The sequence below is a fragment of the Pseudomonas sp. W2I6 genome (assembly GCF_030815935.1).
Taxonomy (GTDB): Bacteria; Pseudomonadota; Gammaproteobacteria; order Pseudomonadales; family Pseudomonadaceae; genus Aquipseudomonas.
Genome location: NZ_JAUSXJ010000001.1, coordinates 4,512,928 through 4,538,059, shown reverse-complemented (window position 1 = coordinate 4,538,059; position 25,132 = coordinate 4,512,928). Strand labels below are relative to the sequence as shown.

Annotated in this window: 26 protein-coding genes; 16 read left to right on the top strand and 10 right to left on the bottom strand. The window is 61.1% G+C overall.

Translation table 11 applies throughout. From position 1 onward, the window contains the following. Window positions 1–74: 74 nt before the first annotated feature. The 6 genes from QF039_RS20815 (at window position 75) to flgE (ending at window position 5,075) form a co-directional block, all read left to right on the top strand. Entirely contained in the window at window positions 75–1,007 is a 933-nt protein-coding gene (locus QF039_RS20815; RefSeq protein ID WP_003214250.1) for a chemotaxis protein CheV, read from the top strand. A 43-nt stretch (window positions 1,008–1,050) separates the two neighbouring features. Further along, window positions 1,051–1,878: a protein-glutamate O-methyltransferase CheR gene (gene cheR, locus QF039_RS20810; protein ID WP_003214248.1), complete on the top strand. Its 828-nt coding sequence runs from the start codon at window positions 1,051–1,053 to the stop codon at window positions 1,876–1,878. 234 nt (window positions 1,879–2,112) lie between these two features. Next, window positions 2,113–2,520, top strand: a complete 408-nt coding sequence (gene flgB, locus QF039_RS20805; protein ID WP_003214246.1) for a flagellar basal body rod protein FlgB — start codon at window positions 2,113–2,115, stop codon at window positions 2,518–2,520. A gap of 3 nt (window positions 2,521–2,523) precedes the next feature. Continuing rightward, window positions 2,524–2,976, top strand: coding sequence for a flagellar basal body rod protein FlgC (gene flgC / locus QF039_RS20800; RefSeq protein WP_003214244.1), 453 nt, complete (start codon window positions 2,524–2,526; stop codon window positions 2,974–2,976). Window positions 2,977–2,992: 16 nt separating this feature from the next. Beyond that, window positions 2,993–3,721 (top strand): flagellar hook assembly protein FlgD, encoded by a 729-nt coding sequence (flgD, locus tag QF039_RS20795; protein ID WP_003214242.1) that lies wholly within the window; start codon window positions 2,993–2,995, stop codon window positions 3,719–3,721. Between the two features lie 31 nt (window positions 3,722–3,752). Continuing rightward, window positions 3,753–5,075 (top strand): flagellar hook protein FlgE, encoded by a 1,323-nt coding sequence (flgE, locus tag QF039_RS20790; RefSeq protein WP_003214240.1) that lies wholly within the window; start codon window positions 3,753–3,755, stop codon window positions 5,073–5,075. Window positions 5,076–5,414: 339 nt separating this feature from the next. On the opposite strand, the gene QF039_RS20785 is transcribed toward flgE, so the two are convergent. Continuing rightward, entirely contained in the window at window positions 5,415–8,312 is a 2,898-nt protein-coding gene (locus QF039_RS20785; protein ID WP_008435294.1) for a ribonucleoside-diphosphate reductase subunit alpha, read from the bottom strand. Between the two features lie 804 nt (window positions 8,313–9,116). Here QF039_RS20785 and QF039_RS20780 point away from each other — a divergent pair. Together QF039_RS20780 and QF039_RS20775 are read left to right on the top strand one after the other, a co-directional pair. Continuing rightward, window positions 9,117–9,842 (top strand): response regulator, encoded by a 726-nt coding sequence (locus QF039_RS20780; protein ID WP_008435295.1) that lies wholly within the window; start codon window positions 9,117–9,119, stop codon window positions 9,840–9,842. Continuing rightward, window positions 9,839–11,449 (top strand): ATP-binding protein, encoded by a 1,611-nt coding sequence (locus tag QF039_RS20775; protein ID WP_307520435.1) that lies wholly within the window; start codon window positions 9,839–9,841, stop codon window positions 11,447–11,449. The genes QF039_RS20780 and QF039_RS20775 overlap by 4 nt, the downstream gene beginning before the upstream one ends. Here QF039_RS20775 and QF039_RS20770 read toward each other — a convergent pair. Next, complete coding sequence (locus tag QF039_RS20770) at window positions 11,446–12,162, bottom strand: 4'-phosphopantetheinyl transferase (RefSeq protein ID WP_008435301.1); 717 nt, start codon at window positions 12,160–12,162, stop codon at window positions 11,446–11,448. The genes QF039_RS20775 and QF039_RS20770 overlap by 4 nt on opposite strands. A gap of 180 nt (window positions 12,163–12,342) precedes the next feature. Here QF039_RS20770 and QF039_RS20765 point away from each other — a divergent pair, with 180 nt between their 5' ends. The 3 genes from QF039_RS20765 to QF039_RS20755 are packed head-to-tail and all read left to right on the top strand — an operon-like array spanning window position 12,343 to window position 14,690. Further along, on the top strand, window positions 12,343–12,651 hold the full coding sequence (locus QF039_RS20765) for a hypothetical protein (protein WP_003214230.1): 309 nt from the start codon (window positions 12,343–12,345) through the stop codon (window positions 12,649–12,651). 18 nt (window positions 12,652–12,669) lie between these two features. Further along, the gene (locus tag QF039_RS20760) at window positions 12,670–13,347 is read left to right on the top strand and encodes a response regulator transcription factor (RefSeq protein ID WP_003214228.1); all 678 of its coding nucleotides are present in this window, start codon (window positions 12,670–12,672) and stop codon (window positions 13,345–13,347) included. After that, a complete protein-coding gene (locus QF039_RS20755; RefSeq protein ID WP_023659245.1) occupies window positions 13,344–14,690 on the top strand; it encodes an ATP-binding protein in 1,347 nt (448 codons plus the stop codon). The genes QF039_RS20760 and QF039_RS20755 overlap by 4 nt, the downstream gene beginning before the upstream one ends. A 129-nt stretch (window positions 14,691–14,819) precedes the next feature. Here QF039_RS20755 and QF039_RS20750 read toward each other — a convergent pair whose 3' ends face one another. Beyond that, window positions 14,820–15,818 (bottom strand): AraC family transcriptional regulator, encoded by a 999-nt coding sequence (locus tag QF039_RS20750; RefSeq protein ID WP_003214223.1) that lies wholly within the window; start codon window positions 15,816–15,818, stop codon window positions 14,820–14,822. Between the two features lie 337 nt (window positions 15,819–16,155). Between QF039_RS20750 and QF039_RS20745 the strand changes: the two genes are divergently transcribed. Together QF039_RS20745 and QF039_RS20740 are read left to right on the top strand one after the other, a co-directional pair. Beyond that, window positions 16,156–17,490, top strand: a complete 1,335-nt coding sequence (locus QF039_RS20745) for a dicarboxylate/amino acid:cation symporter (RefSeq protein WP_008435307.1) — start codon at window positions 16,156–16,158, stop codon at window positions 17,488–17,490. Between the two features lie 149 nt (window positions 17,491–17,639). Next, window positions 17,640–18,821: a CaiB/BaiF CoA-transferase family protein gene (locus QF039_RS20740; RefSeq protein ID WP_307520428.1), complete on the top strand. Its 1,182-nt coding sequence runs from the start codon at window positions 17,640–17,642 to the stop codon at window positions 18,819–18,821. An 88-nt stretch (window positions 18,822–18,909) separates the two neighbouring features. On the opposite strand, the gene QF039_RS20735 is transcribed toward QF039_RS20740, so the two are convergent. Next, window positions 18,910–19,404: a SprT family zinc-dependent metalloprotease gene (locus tag QF039_RS20735; RefSeq protein WP_004371405.1), complete on the bottom strand. Its 495-nt coding sequence runs from the start codon at window positions 19,402–19,404 to the stop codon at window positions 18,910–18,912. A 128-nt stretch (window positions 19,405–19,532) separates the two neighbouring features. Further along, window positions 19,533–20,135 carry a Yip1 family protein gene (locus QF039_RS20730; RefSeq protein ID WP_004371402.1) on the bottom strand — a complete coding sequence of 201 codons (603 nt, stop codon included), beginning with the start codon at window positions 20,133–20,135 and terminating at the stop codon, window positions 19,533–19,535. 362 nt (window positions 20,136–20,497) lie between these two features. Between QF039_RS20730 and ttcA the strand changes: the two genes are divergently transcribed. Together ttcA and QF039_RS20720 are read left to right on the top strand one after the other, a co-directional pair. Beyond that, entirely contained in the window at window positions 20,498–21,322 is an 825-nt protein-coding gene (ttcA, locus tag QF039_RS20725; RefSeq protein ID WP_102604979.1) for a tRNA 2-thiocytidine(32) synthetase TtcA, read from the top strand. Between the two features lie 67 nt (window positions 21,323–21,389). Continuing rightward, on the top strand, window positions 21,390–22,061 hold the full coding sequence (locus QF039_RS20720; RefSeq protein WP_177008424.1) for a DNA-3-methyladenine glycosylase I: 672 nt from the start codon (window positions 21,390–21,392) through the stop codon (window positions 22,059–22,061). Window positions 22,062–22,168: 107 nt separating this feature from the next. Here the strand turns inward: QF039_RS20720 and QF039_RS20715 are convergent, their stop codons facing one another. The 3 genes from QF039_RS20715 to arsC are packed head-to-tail and all read right to left on the bottom strand — an operon-like array spanning window position 22,169 to window position 23,536. Beyond that, on the bottom strand, window positions 22,169–22,588 hold the full coding sequence (locus QF039_RS20715; RefSeq protein WP_177019556.1) for a DUF2069 domain-containing protein: 420 nt from the start codon (window positions 22,586–22,588) through the stop codon (window positions 22,169–22,171). Next, a complete protein-coding gene (gene wrbA, locus QF039_RS20710; RefSeq protein WP_004371390.1) occupies window positions 22,572–23,186 on the bottom strand; it encodes an NAD(P)H:quinone oxidoreductase in 615 nt (204 codons plus the stop codon). Before wrbA ends, QF039_RS20715 begins: the two co-directional genes overlap by 17 nt. Continuing rightward, window positions 23,183–23,536, bottom strand: coding sequence for an arsenate reductase (glutaredoxin) (arsC, locus tag QF039_RS20705; RefSeq protein ID WP_008435325.1), 354 nt, complete (start codon window positions 23,534–23,536; stop codon window positions 23,183–23,185). Before arsC ends, wrbA begins: the two co-directional genes overlap by 4 nt. A gap of 115 nt (window positions 23,537–23,651) precedes the next feature. On the opposite strand from arsC, the gene QF039_RS20700 reads away from it, so the two are divergent. Beyond that, window positions 23,652–24,113, top strand: a complete 462-nt coding sequence (locus QF039_RS20700; RefSeq protein ID WP_004371382.1) for a TlpA disulfide reductase family protein — start codon at window positions 23,652–23,654, stop codon at window positions 24,111–24,113. Window positions 24,114–24,228: 115 nt separating this feature from the next. On the opposite strand, the gene QF039_RS20695 is transcribed toward QF039_RS20700, so the two are convergent. Beyond that, a complete protein-coding gene (locus tag QF039_RS20695; RefSeq protein WP_004371380.1) occupies window positions 24,229–24,633 on the bottom strand; it encodes an META domain-containing protein in 405 nt (134 codons plus the stop codon). Further along, window positions 24,630–25,070 carry a hypothetical protein gene (locus QF039_RS20690; protein WP_004371378.1) on the bottom strand — a complete coding sequence of 147 codons (441 nt, stop codon included), beginning with the start codon at window positions 25,068–25,070 and terminating at the stop codon, window positions 24,630–24,632. Before QF039_RS20690 ends, QF039_RS20695 begins: the two co-directional genes overlap by 4 nt. Window positions 25,071–25,132: the final 62 nt, after the last annotated feature.

Here is a 25,132-nt window from a genome sequence, read left to right as displayed (position 1 = left end):
TAAAAAAGCAAAGCTCGTGCCGTTTAGTGTTGGGTACGCGTCGTACCCCTAAGTTTTAGCGTAGGAGTCTGGGCATGGCCGGTGTAATGGATTCAGTGAACCAGCGCACACAGCTGGTGGGGCAGAATCGCCTGGAGTTGCTGTTGTTCCGTCTGGACGGCAAGCAGCTGTACGGGATTAATGTCTTCAAGGTTCGCGAAGTGCTGCAGTGTCCCAAGCTGACAATAATGCCCAAGTCCAGCCCGGTGGTTTGCGGTGTGGCGAACATTCGTGGCGCGACCATCCCGATTCTTGACCTGGCAATGGCCACCGGTTCGGCGGGGTTGCAGGACCGCGAGAGCCCGTTCGTGATCATTACCGAGTACAACACCAAGACCCAGGGTTTCCTGGTGCGCTCGGTGGAGCGCATCGTCAACATGAACTGGGAAGAGATCCATCCGCCGCCCAAGGGCACCGGTCGCGATCACTACCTCACGGCGGTGACGCGGGTCGACAACCAGTTGGTGGAAATCATCGACGTGGAGAAAATCCTCGCCGAAGTGGCCCCGACCTCCGAGGCGATATCGGTGGGTGTGGTAGACGCCGAAACCGCGCACAAGGCGATCTCGCTGCGGGTGCTGACGGTGGACGACTCTTCGGTTGCGCGCAAGCAGGTGTCCCGTTGCCTGCAGACCGTTGGGGTCGAAGTGGTCGCGCTCAATGACGGTCGCCAGGCCCTGGATTACCTGCGCAAGCTGGTGGATGAGGGCAAGAAGCCGGAAGAAGAATTCCTGATGATGATCTCCGACATCGAGATGCCGGAAATGGACGGCTACACCCTCACGGCCGAGATACGCAACGACCCACGCATGCAAAAACTACATATCATCCTGCATACTTCGTTGTCGGGTGTATTCAATCAGGCGATGGTCAAGAAGGTCGGTGCCGATGACTTCCTGGCCAAATTCCGCCCTGATGACCTGGCATCCCGGGTAGTCGACCGGATCAAGGCAGCAGATCACGGCTAGGGGCCTTTTCCCTGGCGGTCACACGATTTAAGAGGCGGTATCATTGTCTACGGGTAATTTGGATTTCGAACAGTTCCGGGTCTTCCTGGAAAAGGCCTGTGGCATATTGCTCGGTGAAAACAAGCAGTACCTGGTATCCAGCCGTCTCAACAAACTGATGGAGCAGCAAGGCATCAAGTCCCTCGGGGAGTTGGTGCAACGGATCCAGGGCCAGCCACGCAGCGGGCTCAAGGAGATGGTGGTCGACGCCATGACCACCAACGAAACCTTGTGGTTTCGCGATACCTATCCGTTTGAAGTGCTCAAGAACAAGGTGCTGCCCGAGGCGATCAAGGCCGCTCCCGGCCAGCGCCTGCGCATCTGGTCGGCCGCCTGTTCGTCGGGACAGGAACCGTATTCGATTTCGATGGCCATCGATGAGTTCGAGCGGACCAACATGGGCCAGTTGAAGGCCGGGGCGCAAATCGTGGCCACGGACTTGTCCGGCACCATGCTCACCAACTGCAAGACCGGCGAGTACGACAGCCTGGCGCTGGGGCGCGGGTTGTCCCAGGAGCGCTTGCAGCGTTTCTTCGATCCCAAGGGGGCAGGGCGTTGGGCGGTCAAGGCGCCGATCAAGAGCCGGGTGGAGTTTCGCTCGTTCAACCTGCTGGACAGTTATGCCAGCCTGGGCAAGTTCGACATGGTGTTTTGCCGCAACGTGCTGATCTACTTCTCGGCCGAGGTGAAGAAAGACATTCTGTTGCGCATCCACGGCACCCTCAAGCGTGGCGGTTATCTGTTCCTGGGGGCTTCCGAGGCGCTGAACGGTTTGCCGGATCATTACCAGATGGTGCAGTGCAGTCCTGGAATCATTTACCAGGCCAAGTGACGAGTGCTTGGACAAAAAGGGAGGCCTGCACAGGCCTCCCTTTTTTTATGGCCGCAAAGCGGCAAGCCCTCATTGCCGCTTTACTGGCGTTTCGCGGAAACCCTTTGCCGCTTTTCTGGCATTGCCGCCGGCAATTCCCTCGCAAACCCTTGATTTACGGGGCTCAAGCAACTTGGCATGGCCCTTGCTAAATCCTTGTTACGAAAAGCAGGTCAGCCCCTAAAGGTTTCCGCCATGAGCATCAGCTTCGATAAAGCGCTCGGTATCCACGAACAAGCACTGGGCTTTCGCGCCCAGCGTGCCGAAGTCCTGGCCAACAACATCGCCAACGCCGACACCCCGAACTACAAGGCTCGGGACCTGGACTTCTCTGCCGTGCTCGCCGCCCAGCAAGACAAGACCAAGAACGGCACCTTCGCCCTGAACATGACCAACAGCCGTCATATCGAGGCGCAAGGCCTGGGCAATGGTGACGAGTCGCTGCTGTATCGCACGCCGATGCAACCGTCGATCGACCAGAACACCGTGGACGCCCAGTTGGAGCAATCGGCCTACGCCGAGAACTCAGTGAACTTCCAGGCCAGCTTCACCCTGCTCAACAGCAAATTCAAAGGGCTGATGTCAGCCCTGCGTGGAGAATAAGCCATGTCCCTCGCCAGTGTTTTCAATATTGCCGGTAGTGGCATGAGTGCGCAGACCACGCGCCTCAACACCGTCGCCAGTAACATCGCCAACGCCGAGACCGTGTCTTCGAGCATCGACCAGACCTACCGCGCCCGGCACCCGGTGTTCGCCACCATGTTCCAGGGCGGCCAGGGCGGCCAGAGTGGCAGCGGCGATTCGCTGTTCCAGAACCAGGATGCCGCAGGCCAGGGCGTGCAGGTGCTCGGTGTGGTCGAAGACCAGAGCAACCTCGAAGCCCGCTACGAGCCGAACCACCCTGCCGCGAACGAAAAAGGGTACGTGTACTACCCCAACGTCAACGTGGTCGAGGAAATGGCCGACATGATTTCCGCCAGCCGCTCGTTCCAGACCAACGCGGAAATGATGAACACCGCCAAAACCATGATGCAGAAGGTCCTGACCCTGGGTCAGTGATAAGGGGCGCCAAATAATGGCCATTGTTGATAACAGTTCGACGAACACGGCAGTCCAGGACCTTTTTAACTCCAAGGTCAAGACGGCGACAGATAACACCAGCGTCGGTGACGCCGCCAAGTCGGCGACGGGCAACCAGGCGATGGGCAAGGACGCGTTCCTGCAATTGCTGGTGACCCAGCTGAAAAACCAGGACCCGCTGTCGCCCCAGGACAATGGCGCGTTCGTCGCACAGTTGGCGCAGTTCAGCAGTCTGGAAGGCATCAACAACCTGAATGACTCGGTGAATGCGATTTCCAGCAACTTCAGCTCCTCCCAGGCGCTGCAGGCTTCGTCGCTGGTGGGGCGTTCGGTCATCACCCAGACCGACAAGGCGATGGTGGATACCAGCAAGAGCATGACCGGTTCCGTGGCGGTGACGGCGGCGACGGGCAACGTCTCCGTCAAGATCACCGACAAGGATGGCAACGTCGTTCGCACCATCGACATGGGCGCCCAGAGCGCCGGCAACTCCAGCTTCGTCTGGGACGGCAAGACCGATGCGGGTGAGACGGCGCCACCCGGCACCTACACCTTCAATGCCACCACCAAGAATGACAAGGGTGACTCGGTGGCCCTCGCCACCTCGCTGCCGGCAACGGTGACCAGCGTAACCCTGGGCACGAACGGCGCTGAAATGGTGCTGAACCTGGCGGGCGGCCTGGGCAGTATCAAGCTGTCGCAAATTCAGACTATCGGTACATAGAGCCGGCTAAATACGGCAAAAGGAGAGAACAATGTCTTTTAACATCGGCCTTAGCGGCCTCTATGCGGCCAACAAACAACTGGACGTGACGGGCAACAACATCGCCAACGTCGCGACCACCGGCTTCAAGTCGTCCCGTGCGGAATTCGCGGATATCTACGCGGCTTCCAAGCTGGGTACCGGCCAGAACAGCATCGGCAATGGCGTGAACCTGGCGGCCGTGTCCCAGCAGTTCACCCAGGGTGACGTCAACAACAGCGGCGGCACGCTCGACATGGCGATCCAGGGCGGCGGCTTCTTCGTGCAGAAGGGCAGCGACGGTTCGCTGGAATACACCCGCAACGGTGCGTTCCGGGCCGACAAGGACGGCTACATCACCAACAACACCGGCACCTCGCGCCTGCAAGGCTACGCAGCGGATGCCGATGGCAACATCCAGAAGGGCGGCTTGACCGACCTGCAGCTCAACCTGTCGTACCTGCCACCGAAGGCTTCGAGCAAGGTGGATTCCACCAGTAACCTGAACTCCTCCGAGACGGCGATCGACCAGACGGCGCACCCGTTTGATCCGACCAAATCGGACAGCTTCACCACTCAATATTCCACCACGCTGTACGATACGCAGGGCAACGCGCATCCGATGGTGCAGTACCTGGTGAAGACCGACTCCAACACCTGGAAGTCCTACACCCTGATCGATGGGCGCAACCCTGACGGCTCGCCGATCAGCGGCACCGGTACTGACGTGAAAGCGCCAGTCGCCTCGACGCTGTCGTTTGACACCTCCGGCAAGCTGACCGGGATCGTTACCCCGCCAGCCACCGCTTCCAATACCACCCTGACCATTTCCGACTGGAAGCCGGGCGGCCTGGTCAATGGTGTCTGGACGCCTAACGGTGCGGCCGCCAACGCAGACGGCGTGGCCGTCAACATGGGGAACATCACCCAGTACAACTCCGCCACCTACCGCAACCCGCCGACCACCGATGGCTATGCCACCGGGCAAATCACCGGGCTGAAAATCGACGGCAGCGGCGTACTGTTCGCCACGTTCAGCAACCAGCAGAGCAAGGCCATCGGCCAGATCTCCCTGGCCAGCTTCAACAACGAGCAGGGCCTGCAGCCAGCCGGCGGCACCACCTGGAAAGAAACCTTCGCGTCGGGCCAGCCAGGTTTTGACACCCCGCAAGTCGGTACCCTGGGGTCGATCGTGGCCAACTCCCTGGAGAACTCCAACGTCAACCTGACCAACGAGCTGGTGGACCTGATCAAGGCCCAGAGCAACTATCAGGCGAACGCCAAGACCATCTCCACCCAAAGCACCATCATGCAGACCATCATTCAGATGACCTGATGTTGTCGCTTTAACTCGCTTTACCGAAAAGCCCCTCGCGTGAGGGGCTTTTTTTTGGGGGGCGTCACAGGCGGATACACGGCTGTCGGAACGGTACAAGGCCAGCCGGGCGATATCTGGAGCGGATCAGTCAGGGCCCTGGCGGCAACTGCATCACTGTTTCAGCGATAAAAATCGCCATGATGCACGTCGGCCAGAAGCCCACCGATGTTTTCAAGGAGGTGAAATACCTGCGCGAATCGCGACGGTGTTGTTCCAGGCAAAAGAAAACCCCCGATACGCCGTAGGCCTATCGGGGGTTTTTCAACCTTGGGTGGTTAGACCCAGGGTGTGCTCAGCTTATTGGCAAGCTTCGCAATCCGGCTCGTCGATCGCGCAGGCTTTAGGCACTGGCGCCGGGCCGGCAGGTGCGGCGAGAACCGAATCATCACCGTGGTTGCCGCCGCTGGAAACAGCGTTCAGCTTGCCGGTGTTGATGGTCGACTTCTCGGTGCTGGTGGCAGCCAGGGCACGGAGGTAGTAAGTGGTTTTCAGGCCACGGTACCAGGCCATGCGGTAGGTCACGTCGAGCTTCTTGCCCGATGCGCCGGCGATGTACAGGTTCAGCGACTGAGCCTGGTCGATCCACTTCTGGCGACGGCTGGCGGCGTCGACGATCCACTTGGTGTCCACTTCGAAGGCAGTCGCGTAGAGCTCTTTGAGTTCTTGCGGGATGCGCTCGATCTGCTGCACCGAACCGTCGTAGTACTTCAGGTCGTTGATCATGACCGAGTCCCACAGGCCGCGGGCTTTCAGGTCGCGAACCAGGTACGGGTTGATCACGGTGAATTCGCCCGACAGGTTCGATTTCACATACAGGTTCTGGTAGGTCGGTTCGATCGACTGCGACACGCCAGTGATGTTGGCGATGGTGGCGGTCGGTGCGATGGCCATGATGTTGGAGTTACGAATGCCTTTCTGCACACGGGCACGTACCGGCGCCCAGTCCAGGGATTCGTTCAGGTCAACGTCGATGTACTTCTGGCCACGTTGCTCGATCAGGATCTGTTGCGAATCCAGCGGCAGGATGCCTTTGGACCACAGCGAACCCTGGAACGTCTCGTAGGCGCCACGCTCGTCGGCCAGGTCGCAGGAAGCCTGGATCGCGTAGTAGCTGACCGCTTCCATGGACTTGTCGGCGAACTCGACTGCAGCGTCCGAACCGTAGGGAATGTGCTGCAGGTACAGCGCGTCCTGGAAGCCCATGATGCCCAGGCCGACCGGACGGTGCTTGAAGTTGGAGTTCTGCGCCTGGGGTACCGAGTAGTAGTTGATGTCGATAACGTTATCGAGCATGCGAACGGCGGTGTTCACGGTGCGTTCCAGCTTGGCGGTGTCCAGCTTGCCGTTGACGATGTGGTTCGGCAGGTTGATCGAGCCCAGGTTGCAAACGGCGATCTCGTCCTTGTTGGTGTTCAAGGTGATCTCGGTGCACAGGTTCGAGCTGTGGACCACGCCCACGTGCTGCTGCGGGCTGCGCAGGTTGCACGGGTCTTTGAAGGTCAGCCATGGGTGGCCGGTTTCAAACAGCATGGAGAGCATTTTGCGCCACAGGTCTTTGGCCTGGATGGTCTTGAACAGCTTGACCTTGCCCGGGTATTCGGTGAGGGCTTCGTAGTACTCGTAGCGCTCTTCGAAAGCCTTGCCGGTCAGGTCGTGCAGGTCCGGTACTTCGGATGGCGAGAACAGGGTCCACTTGCCGTCATCGAAGACGCGCTTCATGAACAGGTCAGGGATCCAGTTGGCGGTGTTCATGTCGTGGGTACGACGACGGTCATCACCGGTGTTCTTGCGCAGCTCGATGAACTCTTCGATGTCCATGTGCCAGGTTTCCAGGTAGGCACATACAGCGCCCTTGCGCTTGCCACCCTGGTTCACGGCTACGGCGGTGTCGTTCACTACTTTGAGGAACGGTACAACGCCCTGGGACTTGCCGTTGGTGCCCTTGATGTACGAACCCAGTGCACGCACCGGGGTCCAGTCGTTACCCAGGCCGCCGGCGAATTTGGACAGCATGGCGTTGTCGTGGATCGCGTGGTAGATGCCCGACAGGTCATCCGGCACGGTGGTCAGGTAGCAGCTGGACAGCTGTGGACGCAGGGTGCCGGCGTTGAACAGGGTCGGGGTCGACGACATGTAGTCGAAGGACGACAACAGGTTGTAGAACTCGATGGCACGGTCTTCTTTCTGCTTCTCTTCGATCGCCAGGCCCATGGCCACGCGCATGAAGAACACTTGCGGCAGTTCGAAGCGGATCCCGTCCTTGTGGATGAAGTAACGGTCGTACAGGGTTTGCAGGCCCAGGTAAGTGAACTGCTGGTCGCGCTCGTGGTTGATCGCCTTGCCGAGTTTTTCCAGGTCGAAGGTGGCCAGGATCGGGTTCAGCAATTCGAATTCGATACCCTTGGCGATGTAGGCCGGCAGGGCCTTGGCGTACAGGTCGGCCATCTCGTGGTGGGTGGCGCTGTCGGCGACTTTCAGGAAGCCCAGGCCTTCGGCACGCAGGGTGTCCATCAGCAGGCGCGCGGTGACGAACGAGTAGTTCGGCTCACGCTCGACCAGGGTACGGGCGGTCATCACCAGTGCGGTGTTGACGTCGGTCAGGGCCACGCCGTCGTACAGGTTCTTCAGGGTTTCGCGCTGGATCAGGTCGCCATCGACTTCTTCCAGGCCTTCGCAGGCCTCGGTGATGATGGTGTTCAGGCGGCCCAGGTCCAGCGGTGCAAACGTACCGTCGGCCAGGGTGATGCGGATCGACGGGTGAGCTTGTACGGCAGCTTCTTCGGCCGGGGAACGTACGGCACGTTCCTTGGCGCGCGAGTCACGGTAGATCACGTAGTCGCGGGCGACTTTCTGCTCGCCGGCACGCATCAGGGCCAGTTCGACCTGGTCCTGGATTTCTTCGATGTGAATGGTGCCGCCCGATGGCATGCGACGCTTGAAGGTTGCGGTGACCTGTTCGGTCAGGCGGGCAACGGTGTCGTGGATGCGCGACGAGGCAGCAGCGGTGCCGCCTTCAACTGCAAGAAACGCTTTGGTGATCGCGACGGTGATTTTGTCATCGGTGTAAGGAACGACAGTGCCGTTACGCTTGATCACGCGCAATTGGCCGGGCGCGGTGGCGGACAGATCCAGGTTCGAATCAGCGGCCTGCGGCACGGAGCCCTGCGGGTTCTCGCGAGTTGTGTCGGTTTGCATGGGGGGTTGTCTCCACATTCTATATTTATTTGGGCACCATCACGGTGCCCACCGTTCCGTCCTGAAGCACTTACAACAGGCCAGGGGCCTGGCATAACAACTTCGGGACAGGAGGAAGGGAGCTGTTCGCGCCGCTTCCATGCCGAAGTCTTCGGTTACAAGCCTTGGGGCTCTTTACCGTATTCCTGGTGGGTGACAGTTTCGTACTGCAACACCCGTACCGTTTTCGCCTGATCGGGGCAGAAAACGGCTGCCATCCGCGTGCGCGGTTTGGTCTTCTGAAAAAGGCTTAAGTTCACCAAACAGGAGCAAGAAAGAGCTTGAGTTTCTTGTCTGATTTGTGTTTGGTCTTTTCGCTGAAAACCCTACATGTAGGGTTTTTTTGGCGACGACCTACAAGATAATGCGTTTTGGGGGGCTTAGCAACGGACTACCTGTGGATAACGCTGTGGGTAAAATGTGTATGAAACGTGGAATGGCCGTGTAGGCCGCAGTGCTGCTGCATTGCGCCGTTTGTCACCGAATATTCCGAGGTAAAAACAACCGGTTGGATTTTTGCGGGCGCGAACCCTATCACAAAAAAACACGATGTCCGAACGCATTTGCGCGCTTGTGGCAGAGGGCCGGCCCGTTGCTACAATCGGCGGTTATCCATACAGTTTATGCCTCGCCTACATGACAACTGTAGGAGCGGGCTTGCCCGCGAAGGACGTCAACGATGACGCTGGAAACCTGAATAAACGCGGCGCCCTCGAGTTTTCTCGGGCAAACCCGCCCCTACAATAATTAGAACCGAGGTAACGCATGGAGCAAGAAGCCTGGCAGGTATTGATTGTCGAGGACGACGAGCGACTGGCCGAGTTGACCCGTGACTACCTGGAGAGCAACGGCTTGCGGGTGTCGGTAGAAGGCAATGGCGCCCTCGCGGCGGCGCGGATCATCGCCGAGCAGCCGGACCTGGTGATCCTCGACCTGATGTTGCCCGGTGAAGACGGCCTGAGCATTTGCCGCAAGGTGCGCGAGCGCTACGACGGGGTGATCCTGATGCTCACCGCGCGCACCGACGACATGGACCAGGTGCTGGGCCTGGACATGGGCGCCGACGATTACGTGTGCAAACCCGTGCGTCCTCGCCTGTTGCTGGCACGCATCCAGGCCCTGCTGCGGCGCAGCGAAAGCGTCGAGCCGGCACTCCCCGAAAAACAGCGGCGCCTGCAATTCGGCCCGCTGGTGGTGGACAACGCCCTGCGTGAAGCCTGGCTGCATGAGGGCGGCATCGAACTGACCAGCGCCGAATTCGACCTGCTGTGGTTGCTGGTGGCGAATGCCGGGCGGATCCTGTCCCGGGAAGAAATCTTCACCGCCTTGCGCGGTATTGGCTATGACGGCCAGGACCGCTCCATCGACGTGCGCATCTCGCGCATCCGCCCGAAAATCGGCGACGACCCGATCCACCCACGCCTGATCAAGACCATTCGCAGCAAAGGCTACCTGTTCGTCCCCGAAGCTGCGGCTGACCTGACGCCGTGAACTCAATCTTCCTGCGCATCTACGGCGGCATGTGCGCGGCGCTGATTCTGGTGGCGTTGCTCGGCGTACTGGCCTTGCACCTGCTCAATGAAGTGCGCAGCGGCCAGTACCGCGAGCGCCTGGCCCACGGCACCTTCGCGCTGATGGGCGACAACCTGCAACCCATGAGTGCCATCGAGCGCCGCCGCGCCCTGGCAGTGTGGGAGCGCTTGCTGGGTATCCCGCTGCAATTGCAGACCGTGGTGGAGGCGCACCTGGACCTGACCCAGCGTAGCCGTCTGCAACGCGGCCAGGTGTTGGTGGAGCAAACCGGGCCTCACGCGGCCAGGGTGCTGCGCTTGGTCAGTGACCAGGAGCAACTGTTGCTGACCGGTGAAGTGCAGCAAATCAGCGAACAACTGGCCCGCGCGACGATTTACCTGCTGGCCGATGAGCTGGTGCGTTTCCCGGTGGCGGAGCAACCGCAGAAACTCGCAGACCTGAAGGAAGCCAAGGGCTTTGGTTTTGAGATGCACCTGGTGATGCTCAATCAGGCTGATATGGACGAAGACCAGCGCCGCCGCGTGTCCGAAGGCGATACCGTGATGGCTCTGGGCAAGGGCGGGGATTCGATCCGGGTATTTGCCGGCATGGTCGGCACGCCGTGGGTCCTGGAAATCGGCCCGCTGTATCAGATGAATCCGTACCCGGCGCAATGGCTGATCCTGATTGCGCTGATCAGCCTGACCTTGATCGGCTTGATCGTCTATTTATTGGTGCGCCAGCTGGAGCGGCGCTTGAGTGGCCTGGAAGCCGCCGCCACGCGCATCGCCAAAGGCAGCCTGGAAGTGCGGGTGCCGGCCCGCGGCGCCGATTCGGTGGGGCGCCTGGCGGCAGCGTTCAATGGCATGGCCGAGCACCTGCAACGCCTGTTGGCAATTCAGCGCGAACTGGTGCGGGCGGTGTCCCACGAACTGCGCACCCCGGTGGCGCGCCTGCGGTTCGGCCTGGAGATGATCGGCGACGCGGCCACGCCTGAAGCGCGGCGCAAGTATATGGAGGGCATGGACAGCGACATCCAGGACCTCGATGGCCTGGTGGACGAAATGCTCACCTACGCGCGGCTGGAACAGGGGGCGCCGGCACTGAATTTCCAGCGGGTCGACCTCAATGCGTTGCTGGATCAGGTGATTGATGAACTGTCACCGCTGCGCCCGGAAATCAACGTGGCGCGGGGCATCTGCCTGTCCTCGGCGCATTGGGACGATGCATGGGTGGAGGCCGAGCCGCGTTACCTGCACCGTGCCCTGCAAAACCTGGTGAGCAACGCCATGCGCCACGCCCAGGGGCAGGTGCTGATCAGTTACCAGGTGGGCCAGGTGCGTTGCCGCATCGACGTGGAAGACGACGGACCGGGCGTACCGGAAAGTGCCTGGGAGCGGATTTTCACGCCGTTCCTTCGCCTGGATGACAGCCGGACCCGCGCGTCGGGTGGGCACGGCCTGGGGTTATCCATTGTGCGGCGGATCATCTATTGGCACGGCGGCCGGGCGTTGATCAGCAAGAGCAACAATTTGGGTGGCGCATGTTTCAGCCTGAGTTGGCCACGGGATCAGGAGAAGGTCTAGGCCTGGACGGCCACCAGGCTCAACAACTGCCCGCCATCCACCGCAAACTGCGCCTCCAGTTCCTTGCCATGGCACCACTCTGCGGACAGGTCCGTCAGCAACCGCAGCCGCGCATGGCCGGTATCCGACCACTCCAGCAACTCGGCATGCTCAAAATAAAAGCGCTTCTGCACGATCGGGTAGAGCGCCTTGAACAGGCTCTCTTTCGCCGAAAACGTCAGCGTCACCAGTTGCGCAACCTGTTCCCGCGGCCCGGCGGCCATGCGCAGCATTTCATCCGGAGTGAGAATTTCCCCGGCCAGGCGTTCCGCCCGCTCCAGGGGCAGCAGGTTCTCCAGGTCCATCCCCAGCCCGCGCCACTGTGACTTGTGGGCGACGATGGCCGCTGCATGGCCGGTGCTGTGGGTGATCGAACCGCTGATGTGCGCGGGCCAGACCGGCGCGCGGTCCTCGCCGATCGCCGGTACGCAATCCAGCCCGTCCAGCTGTTGCAGGGCCGCGCGGGCGCACAGGCGACCGGCCAGGAACTCCGCCTGCCGCTTGGCCACCGAACGCTGGATGCTCGCGGGTGGCGGCACGGCGCTGCGCTGGAAATCGCCGATGGCCAGCAGGGCCGGGTCAAAACGGGTGCTCAGCAAGACCGTGCCGGGCAAGGCATCGGGCAACGGCCAATGGGCGTCAAGTGGGGTGCAGCAGGCGGGTAGGGAATTCATGCCGAGTATTTTGCCGAGTTGCAGGGCCGCTGGATAGCCTGCGGCCGGGGATACGTAAATAACTCTTTACACAGTAGCCGGCCTCGGTTCAGCCCAGGTTCAGAGAGTGTTCAGGGGGAGTTCAGGGGCGTCTGCGTAGTCTGGCCCCGTACCCAAAGCCCAAGCGTATGAGGTAGCACCATGACTGCGATCAAGAAGCTGATGTTGGCCTTAACCATGCTCAGCGCCACCGCTGGCGTCCAGGCCTCTGATTCGAGTTTCGCGGGTTTCTCCAAGGAGAAGAGCAAAAAGCCCTACAGCCTTCTCCAGCGGGTGAGCTTCGAGGATGCCGGTGAACAGGCGGCTCCATGGGGCCAGTCCCTGGGCCAGCACACCCCGCAGTCAGACTATCGCGTGGGCAATGAAAACCTGTCAGGTCACTTCAACGGCAGTAAATTGCGCCAGCAAGACCTGCAGGGCCGCTATGATATACCCCAGTTGGAAAGTTGATTTGCCTTGGAGAGCTTTATGAAATTGCTGGTTGTCGAAGATGAGGCGTTGCTGCGCCATCACCTGTTGACCCGCCTTACCGACAGCGGTCACGTGGTCGAGGCCGTCGCCAATGCCGAAGAGGCGCTGTACCAGACCGGGCAATTCAACCACGACCTGGCGATCATTGATTTGGGCCTGCCCGGCATGGGCGGCCTGGACCTGATCCGCCAATTGCGCGCCCAGGCCAAGACCTTCCCGATCCTGATCCTGACCGCCCGTGGCAACTGGCAGGACAAGGTTGAAGGCCTGGCAGCAGGTGCCGACGACTACGTGGTCAAGCCGTTCCAGTTCGAAGAGCTGGAAGCGCGGATGAACGCACTGTTGCGCCGCTCCAGCGGTTTCACCCAATCCACCATCGTCGCCGGGCCGTTGCTGCTGGACCTCAATCGCAAGCAGGCGTCCCTCGACGAACAGCCACTGGCGCTGACCGCCTACGAATACCGCATCCTCGAATACCTGATGCGGCATCACCAGCAAGTGGTCGCCAAGGACCGCCTGATGGAACAGCTCTACCCCGATGACGACGAGCGTGATCCGAACGTGATCGAAGTGCTGGTGGGCCGCCTGCGCCGCAAGCTGGAAGGCCCGGCGGGTTTCAAGCCGATCGACACCGTGCGTGGCCTGGGCTACCTGTTCAATGAGCGCTGCCGTTGATTCGCTCGCTACGTGTACGTTTGATGCTCGCGGCCACCATCCTGGCCGTGCTGTTTATGCTGGCCTTGTTGCCGGCCATGCAGGGCGCCTTCAGCCTGGCCCTGCAGGACTCCATCGAGCAGCGCCTGGCGTCGGATGTCACGACGCTGATTTCGGCTGCCCGGGTTGAAAACAATCGCCTGCTGATGCCCGCGCAGCTGCCGGACGAGCGTTTCAACCTCACCGACAGCCGCCTGCTGGGCTACATCTATGACCGCGAAGGCCATCTGGTCTGGCGGTCGCGCGCGACCCAGGAAGAGAACATCAACTACAAGCCGCGCTATGACGGGCGCGGCAACGAGTTTGCGCGGATCCGCGAGGCCAACGGCCAGGAATTTTTTGTCTATGACGTCGAGGTCAAGCTGCTGGGCGGCAAGAGCGCGGCGTTCAGTATCGTCGCCCTGCAACCGGTGCGTGAATACCAACTGACCCTCGAAGGCCTGCGGGAAAACCTCTACCTGGGCTTCGGCGCCGCCTTGCTGGTGCTGCTGACCCTGTTGTGGCTGGGCCTGACCTGGGGCCTGCAGGCGCTGCGCCGGCTGAGCCAGGAACTGGATGAAATCGAAGGCGGTACCCGGGAAAGCCTCAGCGAGCAACACCCGCGCGAGCTGCTGCGCCTGACCGGTTCCCTGAACCGGTTGCTCCACAGCGAGCGGGAGCAACGCACCCGTTACCGCGATTCCCTGGATGACCTGGCCCACAGCCTGAAAACCCCGTTGGCGGTGTTGCAAGGCGTGAGTGAAGACATGGCCCAGCGCCCTGAAGATCGGGACCAGGCCTGGGTACTGCAATCGCAGATCGAACGCATGAGCCAGCAGATCAGCTACCAATTGCAGCGCGCCAGCCTGCGTAAAAGCGGCCTGGTGCGCCACCAGGTGCGGCTGGAGCCGGTGCTGCAAAGCCTGTGCGACACGCTGGACAAGGTTTATCGCGATAAGGGCGTGAAGGTCGCCTTTGAATTGCCGGACGAATGCGACGTGCCGATCGAGAAGGGCGCCTTGCTGGAACTGCTCGGCAACCTGCTGGAGAACGCCTATCGCCTGTGCCTGAGCGAAGTGCGCATCACCTTGCAGGAAAGCCTGGAGGGCACCGAGTTGTGCATCGAAGACGATGGCCCCGGCGTGCCGCCGGACCAGCGTGCGCGCATCCTGCAGCGGGGCGAGCGGCTCGACCGCCAGCATCCGGGGCAGGGGATTGGCCTGGCGGTGGTCAAGGACATCATTGAAAGCTATGGCGCCCGGCTGACCCTTGGGGATTCACCGCTGGGTGGGGCTGCGTTCAAGATTCACTTCCCGGCTGTTTGATCTTTATTGGCTGTGCCGGCCTCTTCGCGAGCAAGCCCGCTCCCACATTCGATGGCACTCCCAAGGTGGAACTCGGTCAAATGTGGGAGCGGGCTTGCTCGCGAAGAGGCCAGTCGCATCAATACACACCTAGGTTTCTTGTGCTCTATAGGCCCCCGGCGTCAACCCGGTCCACTTCTTGAACGCCCGATGAAACGCCGACGGTTCGGAAAACCCCAGCTGCTCGGCGATTTCCTGCAACGACAAATCCGCCCGCCCCAAATGATAGATCGCAATGTCCCGGCGCAACTCATCCTTGAGCGCCTGAAAGCTGGTGCCTTCCTCCCGCAAATGCCGACGCAGGGTCTGCGGGCTGATATGCAGGTGCTGGGCGACGGCTTCGAGGTCGGGCCAGGGCGTGCGGTCGCGGCTCAATAGGCGGCGCAACTGGCTGCTCAGGCTGTCGCCTTCATCCGGCCGCGACAGCAGGTCGGCCGGGGAGCGTTCGAGGAAATGCTTGAGGGTGCGCTCGTCCTGCAACAACGGCAGGCTCAGGTAGCGGCTGGGGAACACCAGGCTGCTGGTGGGCGCTGCGAATACCTGCGGGCAGGGGAACAGCAAGTCGTACTCACCGGCGTGGGGCGGCGTCGGGTAGCTGAAGGTGGCCTGGTGCAGGCGGATGCGCTGGCCAATCAGCCAACTGCCGAGGCGGTGCCAGATCACCAGCAGGCATTCGCTGAGGAAGTGATCCGGGTCCCAGAGCTGCGAATCGTCCAGGCTCAGGCGGGCCATTTCTCCTTCACGTGTCAGACGCCAGCGCGGACCCTGCGGGAATAGGCTATAAAATAATAAGCCGCGTTCCAGAGCCTTCTCCAGGGTGCGGCAGTGAATCAGCGCGTGGCACATCATGGCGAAGGTGCCGCGCTTGCTCGGGCCTTCGGCGAAGCCCAGGTATTCGTCATCCAGCGCCAGCCACAGCATTTGCAACAACTGGGTGAATTGCTCGGGGGCGATGCGGGCGCGGGGCTCGCTCAGCAGTTCCGCAGTGATGCCGACCTGCTGCAGCAGGCCCGAATAATCGTAGCCGGCCCGGCGAGCACCGCCGAGGGCGGCTCGGGCGTAGTGACTGGCGATGGTTCGTTCACGCATGAGGGGCCTCGTCCATTGAGTGGCGGATGTTAGCCACCCCGGGCGGGTGCAACAAGGCGGATATCCGCCAAATTGTAGGACGAGATCAGGCGAGCAGGCGGAAATCCGCCACTGTCTGTAGGCATAACCTTAAGCTGGAAATCGCCCGAGCGCTGATGTCTAAAGGCCTTCAGGGAGTTTCAGCAGAAGTGGCACGACGCTTGCGATACAGAGCGCAGGGAGACCGCTTCGAGCAGGCTCTCAAACAACAAATCCCTCCAGTGCAGGAGGGTTCGCAATTCAAGTGTCGTGGGCAATGGCGGATATTTGCCACACGGGACGATTGAGGAACTTTGCAATGACGACTCGTCAGCCACTGTACAAATCCCTGTATTTCCAGGTGATCGTTGCAATCGTTATCGGTATTTTGCTCGGTCACTTCTACCCGCAGACCGGCGTGGCCCTCAAGCCACTGGGTGACGGCTTCATCAAGCTGATCAAAATGGTCATCGCCCCGATCATCTTCTGCACCGTTGTCAGCGGCATCGCTGGCATGCAAAGCATGAAATCGGTCGGCAAGACCGGCGGCTACGCGCTGCTGTACTTCGAAATCGTCTCCACCATCGCCCTGCTGATCGGCCTGGTCGTGGTCAACGTCGTGCAACCGGGCGCCGGCATGCATATCGACGTGGCTACCCTGGACGCCTCCAAAGTCGCGGCCTACGTGACTGCCGGTGCCGACCAGAGCATCGTTGGCTTCCTGCTGAACGTGATCCCGAACACCATCGTTGGCGCGTTCGCTACCGGTGACATCCTGCAAGTGCTGATGTTCTCGGTGATCTTCGGTTTCGCCCTGCACCGCCTGGGTGCCTACGGCAAGCCGGTGCTGGACTTCATCGATCGTTTCGCCCACGTAATGTTCAACATCATCAACATGATCATGAAGCTCGCGCCACTCGGTGCCCTGGGCGCCATGGCGTTCACCATCGGTGCCTACGGCGTAGGTTCGCTGGTGCAGCTCGGTCAGCTGATGATCTGCTTCTACATCACCTGCATCCTGTTCGTGGTGCTGGTATTGGGCGCCATCTGCCGCGCACACGGCTTCAGCGTCCTGAAACTGATCCGCTACATCCGTGAAGAACTGCTGATCGTACTGGGTACTTCCTCGTCCGAATCCGCACTGCCACGCATGCTGATCAAGATGGAACGCCTGGGCGCCAAGAAGTCGGTAGTCGGCCTGGTTATCCCGACTGGCTACTCCTTCAACCTGGACGGTACTTCGATCTACCTGACCATGGCTGCCGTGTTCATCGCCCAGGCGACTGACACCCACATGGACATCACCCACCAGATCACCCTGTTGCTGGTACTGCTGCTGTCGTCCAAGGGCGCTGCTGGCGTGACCGGTAGTGGCTTCATCGTACTGGCCGCTACCCTGTCGGCTGTTGGCCACCTGCCGGTTGCCGGCCTGGCGCTGATCCTGGGTATCGACCGCTTCATGTCCGAAGCCCGCGCACTGACCAACCTGGTTGGCAACGCTGTTGCAACCCTGGTTGTGGCCAAGTGGGTCAAGGAACTGGACGAAGACAAGCTGAAAGTCGAACTGGCTTCCGGTGGTCGCGGTATCTCCGACACCCGTGAAGAAGACGACCTGGGCGTGGCCGAAGGCCCGGCTCCAACCGCCGTCAAGTAAGGCTGCAGCGTTTGTGAAAAACCCATCTTCGGATGGGTTTTTTTATGCCTTCGGGAAGCATCAGTCACTTCGGATGATGGTTTATGTGATTGCCGCCGACCGCCGGGTTTGCCTACTCTGTGGCCAATCGAATCGGAATCGGAGTCCGCATGTCAGGTCCCTTGGCGTCCCTCAAAGTACTGGATTTCTCCACCTTGCTGCCGGGGCCGTTCGCCTCGTTGCTGCTGGCCGACATGGGCGCCGAGGTGTTGCGCATCGAATCCCCCACACGGATGGACCTGCTGCGAGTACTGCCGCCCCATGACCAGGGGGTGTCGGCCAGCCATGCCTATCTGAACCGCAACAAACGCAGCCTGGCCCTGGACCTCAAACAGGCCGAGGCGGTGGCGATCGTGCGGCAACTGGTGGCGGACTACGACATCGTCCTCGAGCAGTTCCGCCCCGGGGTCATGGAGCGCCTGGGCCTGGGTTACGAGGCGTTGAAGGCGATCAACCCAAAGCTGATCTACGTCTCCATCACCGGCTACGGCCAGACCGGCCCCTACAAGGATCGCGCCGGCCATGACATCAATTATCTGGCCCTGGCAGGCATTGCCAGCTACACCGGGCGCCAGGACAGCGGGCCGTTGCCCTTGGGTGTGCAGTTGGCGGATGTGGGGGGCGGCTCGTTGCATGCGGTGATCGGTTTGCTGGCGGCGGTGATTGCCCGGCAGCACAGTGGGGTGGGGCAATACCTGGACGTGAGCATGACCGACTGCGCCTTCAGCCTGAATGCCATGGCCGGCGCCGGTTACCTGGCGTGCGGCGTGGAGCCGGCGTGGGAGAACCAGGTGCTCAATGGCGGCAGTTTCTATGACTATTACCGATCGCGGGAAGGACGCTGGTTGTCGGTGGGCAGTCTGGAGCCGGCGTTTATGCAGCAGTTGTGTACGGCGCTTGGCCGCCCTGAATTGGCGGCAATGGGCCTATCGCCCAAACCCGAGCAGCAGAAAGCCCTCAAGCTGGCGCTGCAGGTCGAGTTCGAGAAACGCAGCTTTGATGAGCTGTGTGAGCTGTTTGCCGGGATTGATGCGTGTGTCGAGCCGGTGCTGAATCTGAGCGAGGCCGTTGAACACCCGCAGTTGAAAGCCCGGGAGCTGGTCAGCCAGGTGCCGCGGGGCGATGGTTCCAGCCAGGCGCAAATGGCCTGCCCGCTGAAGTTTTCCGAGGGCTTGCCGGCGGCCAGGCATATCGGGGCGGCATTGGGCGCCCACAGCGATGAAGTGTTGGTGGAGTTGGGCTTCAGTGCTCAGCAGATAGATGATCTGCGGCGTGCCAAGGTAGTTCAGTAGCGCCTGGGCTGACGCTATCGCAGGCAAGCCAGCTCCCACAGGGGAATGCATTTCAACTGTGGGAGCTGGCTTGCCTGCGATGAGGCCCTCACTCCACCCGGGTTTCCCCGGTAAACACCAAAGTCTGCCGACACCTGCGGCACAAATACCGCCGCCCCTGGCCCACCAACCCGTGACGCTGGGGCGAAAACGGGAAGTCACTGTCGGCACACGGACAGCGGTAGATATACCGCGTGACGCGCCGCCGCTGGATTTCATAGGTGTGGCAGCGGTCCGGCGGCAGTTCGTAAACCCCACGCATGATCAACTGCCATTCCTCGCCATGGGGCTGGATGCGCTCGCCGAACAACTGGTGGGCAATCAGGTGGGCCACTTCATGGGCGACTGTCTGTTTAAGGAAGTGTTGGCTGTTTTCACGGTACAGCTGCGGGTTGAAGCGCAGCAGGTTCTCGTGCAAATGCGCGACACCGGCCTTCTGGCCCCGCAGCTTGAGGCTGACCTGGGGGCGTTTGAAGCTTCGTTTGAAAAAGGATTCGGCTTGCAGGAAACAATCTTCGACGCGGGTATTGAGTTGCTCGGGCATGCTGTACATATCTCCAGAGATGTCCAGTATGCCGCAAACAAGGGTGTATCCGAATCTGTCAGGCGCCGAATGGTCATGCATAACGCACAAAGCCACCTTGCGGTGGCTTTTCCTGCGGGTAAACCGCGTCAGTTGGTGTAGATCGGGCCTACGCCCAGCCCCCAGACGATCACGGTAAAGGCCATGATCGCCACCAGCACCACCAGGCCTACCGCCAGTACCGAGCTGGAAAACAGGAAGCCCTCGTCCGGGTGGATGTTCATGAAGGTCGGCAGCCCCACGTACAGCAGATACACCGTGTAGCAAATGGCCGCCGTGCCCACCACCATGCCCAGCCACATATGCGGGTACAGCGCCGCCAGCCCGCCGATAAACAGCGGTGTCGCGGTGTAGGTGGCAAACGCCACGCAGCGCGCCATGCTGGGGTTGGCGTCATAGGTGCGGGCCATCCAGTGAATGAACGCGCCCATCACCGCCACGCCGCCGAGCATCGCCGCGTAGGACATGAGGGTCATCCACAACGCGCTTTCCACCGTCAGCATCACCGGGGCGCGGCTGCCGATGACCCAACCCACCTGAGTGGTACCGATAAAGGCTGAGACAGCGGGGATGGCCGCGAGAATCAGCGTGTGGGTGAGGTACATGTGGCCGATGCTTTCTTCTTTATCGCCACGAATTTCCCGCCATTCCTGATCGGGGTGGGTGAAAAGTCCCACGACGTGATGGATCATGCCAGTCACTCCTGTCGTTATTACCATCGCCCCCCAGCGGAGCGCCCACGGGCCAATTGGCCTGAAAGGTCTGGATATATGTGCGACCTTATGTCGCAGTATAGGAAGTGATGACCGGAAAAAGTGTGGGGCTTTAGAGCAAATTGCGCTGTAAACATTGGGCTTAATCGCGGCGGGGTCTGTTGATTGGAATGCGGTCAACTGTGGGAGCGGGCTTGCTCGCGAATTCGGTGGGTCAGCTAAACACCTGGCGAATGACACTTCGCGTTCGCGAGCAAGCCCGCTCCCACATTGGAACTCGGTCGTCCATCCCGGTAAAATACCCGGCTTTTCGTCACACACCTTTCGCGGATCCAAGCGCCATGGGCACTCTTACGGTCAACCAGAACAAACTGCAAAAACGCCTGCGTCGCCTGGCCGGCGAGGCAGTCGCCGATTTCAATATGATCGAAGAGGGCGACAAGGTCATGGTCTGCCTGTCCGGCGGCAAGGACAGCTACACCATGCTCGACGTGCTGATGCACCTGCAAAAGGTCGCGCCGATCAAGTTCGACATCGTTGCCGTGAACATGGACCAGAAGCAGCCGGGTTTTCCCGAGCATGTGCTGCCGGCCTACCTCAAGGCATTGGGGGTCGAGTACCACATCGTCGAGAAAGACACCTATTCGGTGGTCAAGGAGCTGGTCCCGGAAGGCAAGACCACCTGCTCGCTGTGCTCGCGCCTGCGCCGTGGCACGCTCTATACGTTTGCCGACGAAATCGGCGCGACCAAGATGGCCCTGGGTCATCACCGCGATGACATCGTCGAAACCTTCTTCCTCAACATGTTCTTCAACGGCAGCCTCAAGGCCATGCCGCCCAAGCTGCGGGCCGATGACGGGCGCAACGTGGTGATCCGCCCACTGGCGTACTGCCATGAGAAGGACATCCAGGCCTACTCCGACCTCAAGCAATTCCCGATCATCCCGTGCAACCTCTGCGGCTCCCAGGAAAACCTGCAGCGCCAGGTGGTCAAGGACATGCTCCAGGATTGGGACCGCAAGACCCCGGGCCGCGTCGACAGCATCTTCCGCAGCTTGCAGAACGTGCAGCCGTCGCAGTTGGCTGACCGTAACCTGTTCGACTTCACCAGCTTGCGTATCGACGAAAGTGCGGCGTCGCGCTTCGTCAACGTAGTGAACCTCTGAGTGTTTTCACCGCTCTGACAGACGGCGCTCCTGGGCGCCGTTTTCATTTCAATCCTTAGGAGAGGGCATGCGCGATTACAAGTGGCTGCACGAATATTGTCTGAACCGGTTTGGTTCGGCGGCCGAGTTGGAAGCCCACCTGCCTGTGCCCCTGACCCCGGCGAAACTGCGCAAGATCAGCGATGACCGCTACCTGTCGACCCTGTCGCTGCGGGTGTTTCGCGCTGGCCTGAAGCACAGCGTGGTGGACGCCAAGTGGCCGGCCTTCGAGCAGGTGTTCTTTGGGTTTGACCCGGAAAAAGTCGTACTCATGGGCGCCGAGCACCTGGAGCGGCTGATGCAGGACACGCGCATCATCCGTCACCTGGGCAAGCTCAAGAGCGTGCCGCGCAATGCGCAGATGATTCTGGATGTCGAGAAGGAAAAAGGCAGCTTCGGCGGGTTTATTGCCGACTGGCCGGTGACCGATATCGTCGGCCTGTGGAAGTACCTGAGCAAGCACGGCCACCAGTTGGGCGGGCTGTCGGCGCCGCGCTTTTTGCGGATGGTGGGCAAGGACACGTTCGTGCCGAGCTATGACGTGGTGGCGGCGCTGAATGCGCAGAAGATCGTCGACAAGGTGCCCACCAGCCTGCGGGACCTGGCCACGGTGCAGGGCGCGTTCAACCAGTGGCATGCCGAGAGCGGGCGGCCGATGTGCCAGTTGTCGATGATGCTGGCTTACACCGTGAATCATTGATACCGGGTTGATGCCATCGCAGGCAAGCCAGCTCCCACACTTGGAATGCATTCCTCTGTGGGAGCTGGCTTGCCTGCGATAGCGGCAGGTCAGGCACTACAAAAGCATCAGGCAGGCAATCCTTCCCCCGCCAACCGCCGATTCAGCTGATGCCGGTACCGCACATACATCAACGCCGTGCAGAACACCGCCAGGCTCGCCAGCATCTCGAGCACACCAAACCACTGCCGGTTCGGGTCATAGGCCGCCAGCGCGCCCTTGATGAAATACAGGTTCACCACAAAGCACATCCATGAATGCCCGCGCGCGCTGCCCAGGATCATCCCCGGCGCCAGCAACAGCAGCGGCACCAATTCGATCAGCAGAATCACCCACGGCCGCGCGCCATGCAGATCGGCGAACGCCAGGTAGTAGGCACACAGCAGCCCCACCAATCCCAGGAACGCCAGCAGGCTCAACGCCCGCATCGCCTTGACCCGTGGCTCCAGCCAGGCCTGGGGCGGCAGTAGCTTAGGCTTCCTGGCCACGGCCGTTCTCCAGTAGCGCAGCGGTCTTCGCCAGGCGCAGGCCGAGGGCGCGGCACAGGGCGATCTCGTGTTGATCCAGCGCACGCTTGCCGTCGGCACCGGAATGGTGGCTGGCGCCATAAGGCGTACCGCCGCCCTTGGTGTCGAGCAGCGCCTGTTCACTGTAGGGCAGTCCGGTGATCAGCATGCCGTGGTGCAGCAGCGGCAGCAGCATCGACATCAGCGTGGTCTCCTGGCCGCCGTGCAGGCTGGCGGTGGAGGTGAACACACCCGCCGGCTTGCCGACCAGGGCGCCGGTCAGCCACAGGTTGCTGGTGCCGTCGAGAAAGTACTTGAGCGGCGCGGCCATGTTGCCGAAACGGGTCGGGCTGCCCAGCGCCAGGCCTGCGCAGTTTTTCAGGTCGTCGAGGCTGCAGTACAGCGGGCCGTCGACCGGAATGTCCGGCGCCACGGCCTCGCATTCACTGGAGATGGCCGGCACGGTGCGCAGCCGCGCCTCAAGCCCGGCTTGCTCGATGCCCCGGGCAATCTGCCGGGCCATTTCGCTGACTGAACCGTTGCGGCTGTAATACAACACCAGCACATACGGCGCACTCACGAAACCAGCTCCAGGATGTTCTCCGGTGGGCGGCCGATCACGGCCTTGTCGGCGGTGGCGAGGATCGGGCGCTCCATCAGTTTCGGATGAGCGGCGATGGCAGCGATCAACTGTGCTTCGCTGAGGCTGGTGTCACCCAGGTTGAGGGTTTTATATTCGTCCTCGCCGGTACGCAGCAGTTGCCGCGCGCTGATGTTCAGCTTGCCCAGCAGGGCCTGCAATTGCGCGGCGTCGAGCGGGGTTTCCAGGTAGCGCACCACCGTCGGTGTGAGGCCACGGGCTTCCAGCAGTTCGAGCGCACCGCGGGATTTCGAGCAGCGCGGGTTGTGATAAAGCGTCAGATCGGTCATGTGCGGGTCGCATCTTGCGTAAGGTGGCGGGTATTCTACCCGCGCTGCGCCGCGTCCTTAAACCATGAGAGGCGATAGGCCGCAGCCAACGTTCATTTTTACGAAGGATTACCCCATGACGAGGCGACTGTTAGGCGCATTGGCAATCATCGGCACACTGCTGCTCAGCGGCTGTGGCAATGATTATGGCGTTGACCAATATGGTCAGAAAGTGGCCGCCGAACGCCTGGACAAGCAATGGCTGGTGGTTAACTACTGGGCCGAATGGTGTGGCCCTTGCCGTACCGAAATCCCGGAACTCAACGCCTTGGCCGAACAGCTCAAGGGCCAGTCAGTGGGGGTGTTCGGGGTGAATTTCGACAACGTCCAGGGTGAAGAGCTCAAGAGCGCCAGCGAGAAGCTGGGCATCAAGTTCACCGTACTGGCGCAGAACCCGGACGGGATCTTCGACATTCCCCGCAGTGAAGCCTTGCCGGTGACCTACATCATCGATGACAAGGGCAAGGTGCGTGAGCAACTGATGGGTGAGCAGACGGCGGAAGGGGTGTTGGCCAAGCTCAAGGCGTTGCGCGGTTAAATGTAGGAGCTGGCTTGCCTGCGATGCGGGCAACTCGGTCTGTCAGCCAGACCGAGGCGATACAATCGCAGGCAAGCCAGCTCCCACAGAAGAGCCGGATTGCCACACGGCTGAATCAGCCTTCTTCCAGCCACAACCGCAACGGCTTGCCATCCGCCGGCCAGAAGCGGGTTTGTTCGATCGGCGAGATGTCCCAGCGCTGCACGCCTTGCAGGGCCTGGAAGAAGCGGTGCTCCTGCTCCATCAGCGCTTCGGCGCAGAGTTTGCGGGTGCTGCCGACCTTGCCGAAGCTCAGCTTGTCGCCATCCAGGGTGTAGGGCGCGAACCAATGGTTGCAGCCACCATTGCCGTAGGCCCGGCCATCGGCGCCGAGGGTCACGGTCAGGTGGGCGTAATCCATCAGCGGCCGCTCACCGATCCATTCCACCACGTAGCTGTGATCCTGCTTGAGCTTGACCTCGTCGCTGGCGCAGCCCGCAAGGCCTGCACCCAGCACGGCCAGCATCAGCAGGGCTTTCATTGCGCGGCCTGCTGGCATTTCGGGCAGCGGTGCTTGTCACCCAGGGTGGCCCAGCCCAACTCGGTAACCCGTGCAGTGGCGGCCGGTTGCAGCGGCTCCTTGGTCAGCTTGGTTTCCACCGCGAATTCAAACTCCAGCACGTTGTCGCAGCTGTCGCAGTTGACCTTCCAGGTGTGAATCTCCAGTTCGCCGAATTTCGGCCCCTGGGCCATGGCGACCCACTGGCCCGCCGGGCGGATGGAGTAGCGCGCATCGCCTTCGACGGTCAGGCGCATCGACAGGGTTTTGCTGCCGCGCAGGGTGACGATCAGAACGTCGCCGTTCTTGATCGAGCCACCGTTGCCGGTGACTTGATAACGGCCCGGCACCAGGGCCCGGCATTCGATCAGGGTGTGTTGCGGGCTCAGCAAGCTGAAGCGGAAATCGTGTTCGGCCATGGATCCTCCAAATAGGCGCGGCATCCTATCATGCGCCGCTACCCATCATGGCGCGGCTATGT

Bases quoted from the DNA above. Each gene is read 5' to 3' on its own strand.
- QF039_RS20815 (WP_003214250.1), top strand. From the start codon at position 75: ATGGCCGGTGTAATGGATTCAGTGAACCAGCGCACACAGCTGGTGGGG.
- flgB (WP_003214246.1), top strand. From the start codon at position 2,113: ATGAGCATCAGCTTCGATAAAGCGCTCGGTATCCACGAACAAGCACTG.
- flgC (WP_003214244.1), top strand. From the start codon at position 2,524: ATGTCCCTCGCCAGTGTTTTCAATATTGCCGGTAGTGGCATGAGTGCG.
- flgD (WP_003214242.1), top strand. From the start codon at position 2,993: ATGGCCATTGTTGATAACAGTTCGACGAACACGGCAGTCCAGGACCTT.
- flgE (WP_003214240.1), top strand. From the start codon at position 3,753: ATGTCTTTTAACATCGGCCTTAGCGGCCTCTATGCGGCCAACAAACAA.
- QF039_RS20785 (WP_008435294.1), bottom strand. From the start codon at position 8,312: ATGCAAACCGACACAACTCGCGAGAACCCGCAGGGCTCCGTGCCGCAG.
- QF039_RS20780 (WP_008435295.1), top strand. From the start codon at position 9,117: ATGGAGCAAGAAGCCTGGCAGGTATTGATTGTCGAGGACGACGAGCGA.
- QF039_RS20770 (WP_008435301.1), bottom strand. From the start codon at position 12,162: ATGAATTCCCTACCCGCCTGCTGCACCCCACTTGACGCCCATTGGCCG.
- QF039_RS20765 (WP_003214230.1), top strand. From the start codon at position 12,343: ATGACTGCGATCAAGAAGCTGATGTTGGCCTTAACCATGCTCAGCGCC.
- QF039_RS20760 (WP_003214228.1), top strand. From the start codon at position 12,670: ATGAAATTGCTGGTTGTCGAAGATGAGGCGTTGCTGCGCCATCACCTG.
- QF039_RS20750 (WP_003214223.1), bottom strand. From the start codon at position 15,818: ATGCGTGAACGAACCATCGCCAGTCACTACGCCCGAGCCGCCCTCGGC.
- QF039_RS20745 (WP_008435307.1), top strand. From the start codon at position 16,156: ATGACGACTCGTCAGCCACTGTACAAATCCCTGTATTTCCAGGTGATC.
- QF039_RS20740 (WP_307520428.1), top strand. From the start codon at position 17,640: ATGTCAGGTCCCTTGGCGTCCCTCAAAGTACTGGATTTCTCCACCTTG.
- QF039_RS20735 (WP_004371405.1), bottom strand. From the start codon at position 19,404: ATGCCCGAGCAACTCAATACCCGCGTCGAAGATTGTTTCCTGCAAGCC.
- QF039_RS20730 (WP_004371402.1), bottom strand. From the start codon at position 20,135: ATGATCCATCACGTCGTGGGACTTTTCACCCACCCCGATCAGGAATGG.
- ttcA (WP_102604979.1), top strand. From the start codon at position 20,498: ATGGGCACTCTTACGGTCAACCAGAACAAACTGCAAAAACGCCTGCGT.
- QF039_RS20720 (WP_177008424.1), top strand. From the start codon at position 21,390: ATGCGCGATTACAAGTGGCTGCACGAATATTGTCTGAACCGGTTTGGT.
- arsC (WP_008435325.1), bottom strand. From the start codon at position 23,536: ATGACCGATCTGACGCTTTATCACAACCCGCGCTGCTCGAAATCCCGC.
- QF039_RS20700 (WP_004371382.1), top strand. From the start codon at position 23,652: ATGACGAGGCGACTGTTAGGCGCATTGGCAATCATCGGCACACTGCTG.
- QF039_RS20695 (WP_004371380.1), bottom strand. From the start codon at position 24,633: ATGAAAGCCCTGCTGATGCTGGCCGTGCTGGGTGCAGGCCTTGCGGGC.
- QF039_RS20690 (WP_004371378.1), bottom strand. From the start codon at position 25,070: ATGGCCGAACACGATTTCCGCTTCAGCTTGCTGAGCCCGCAACACACC.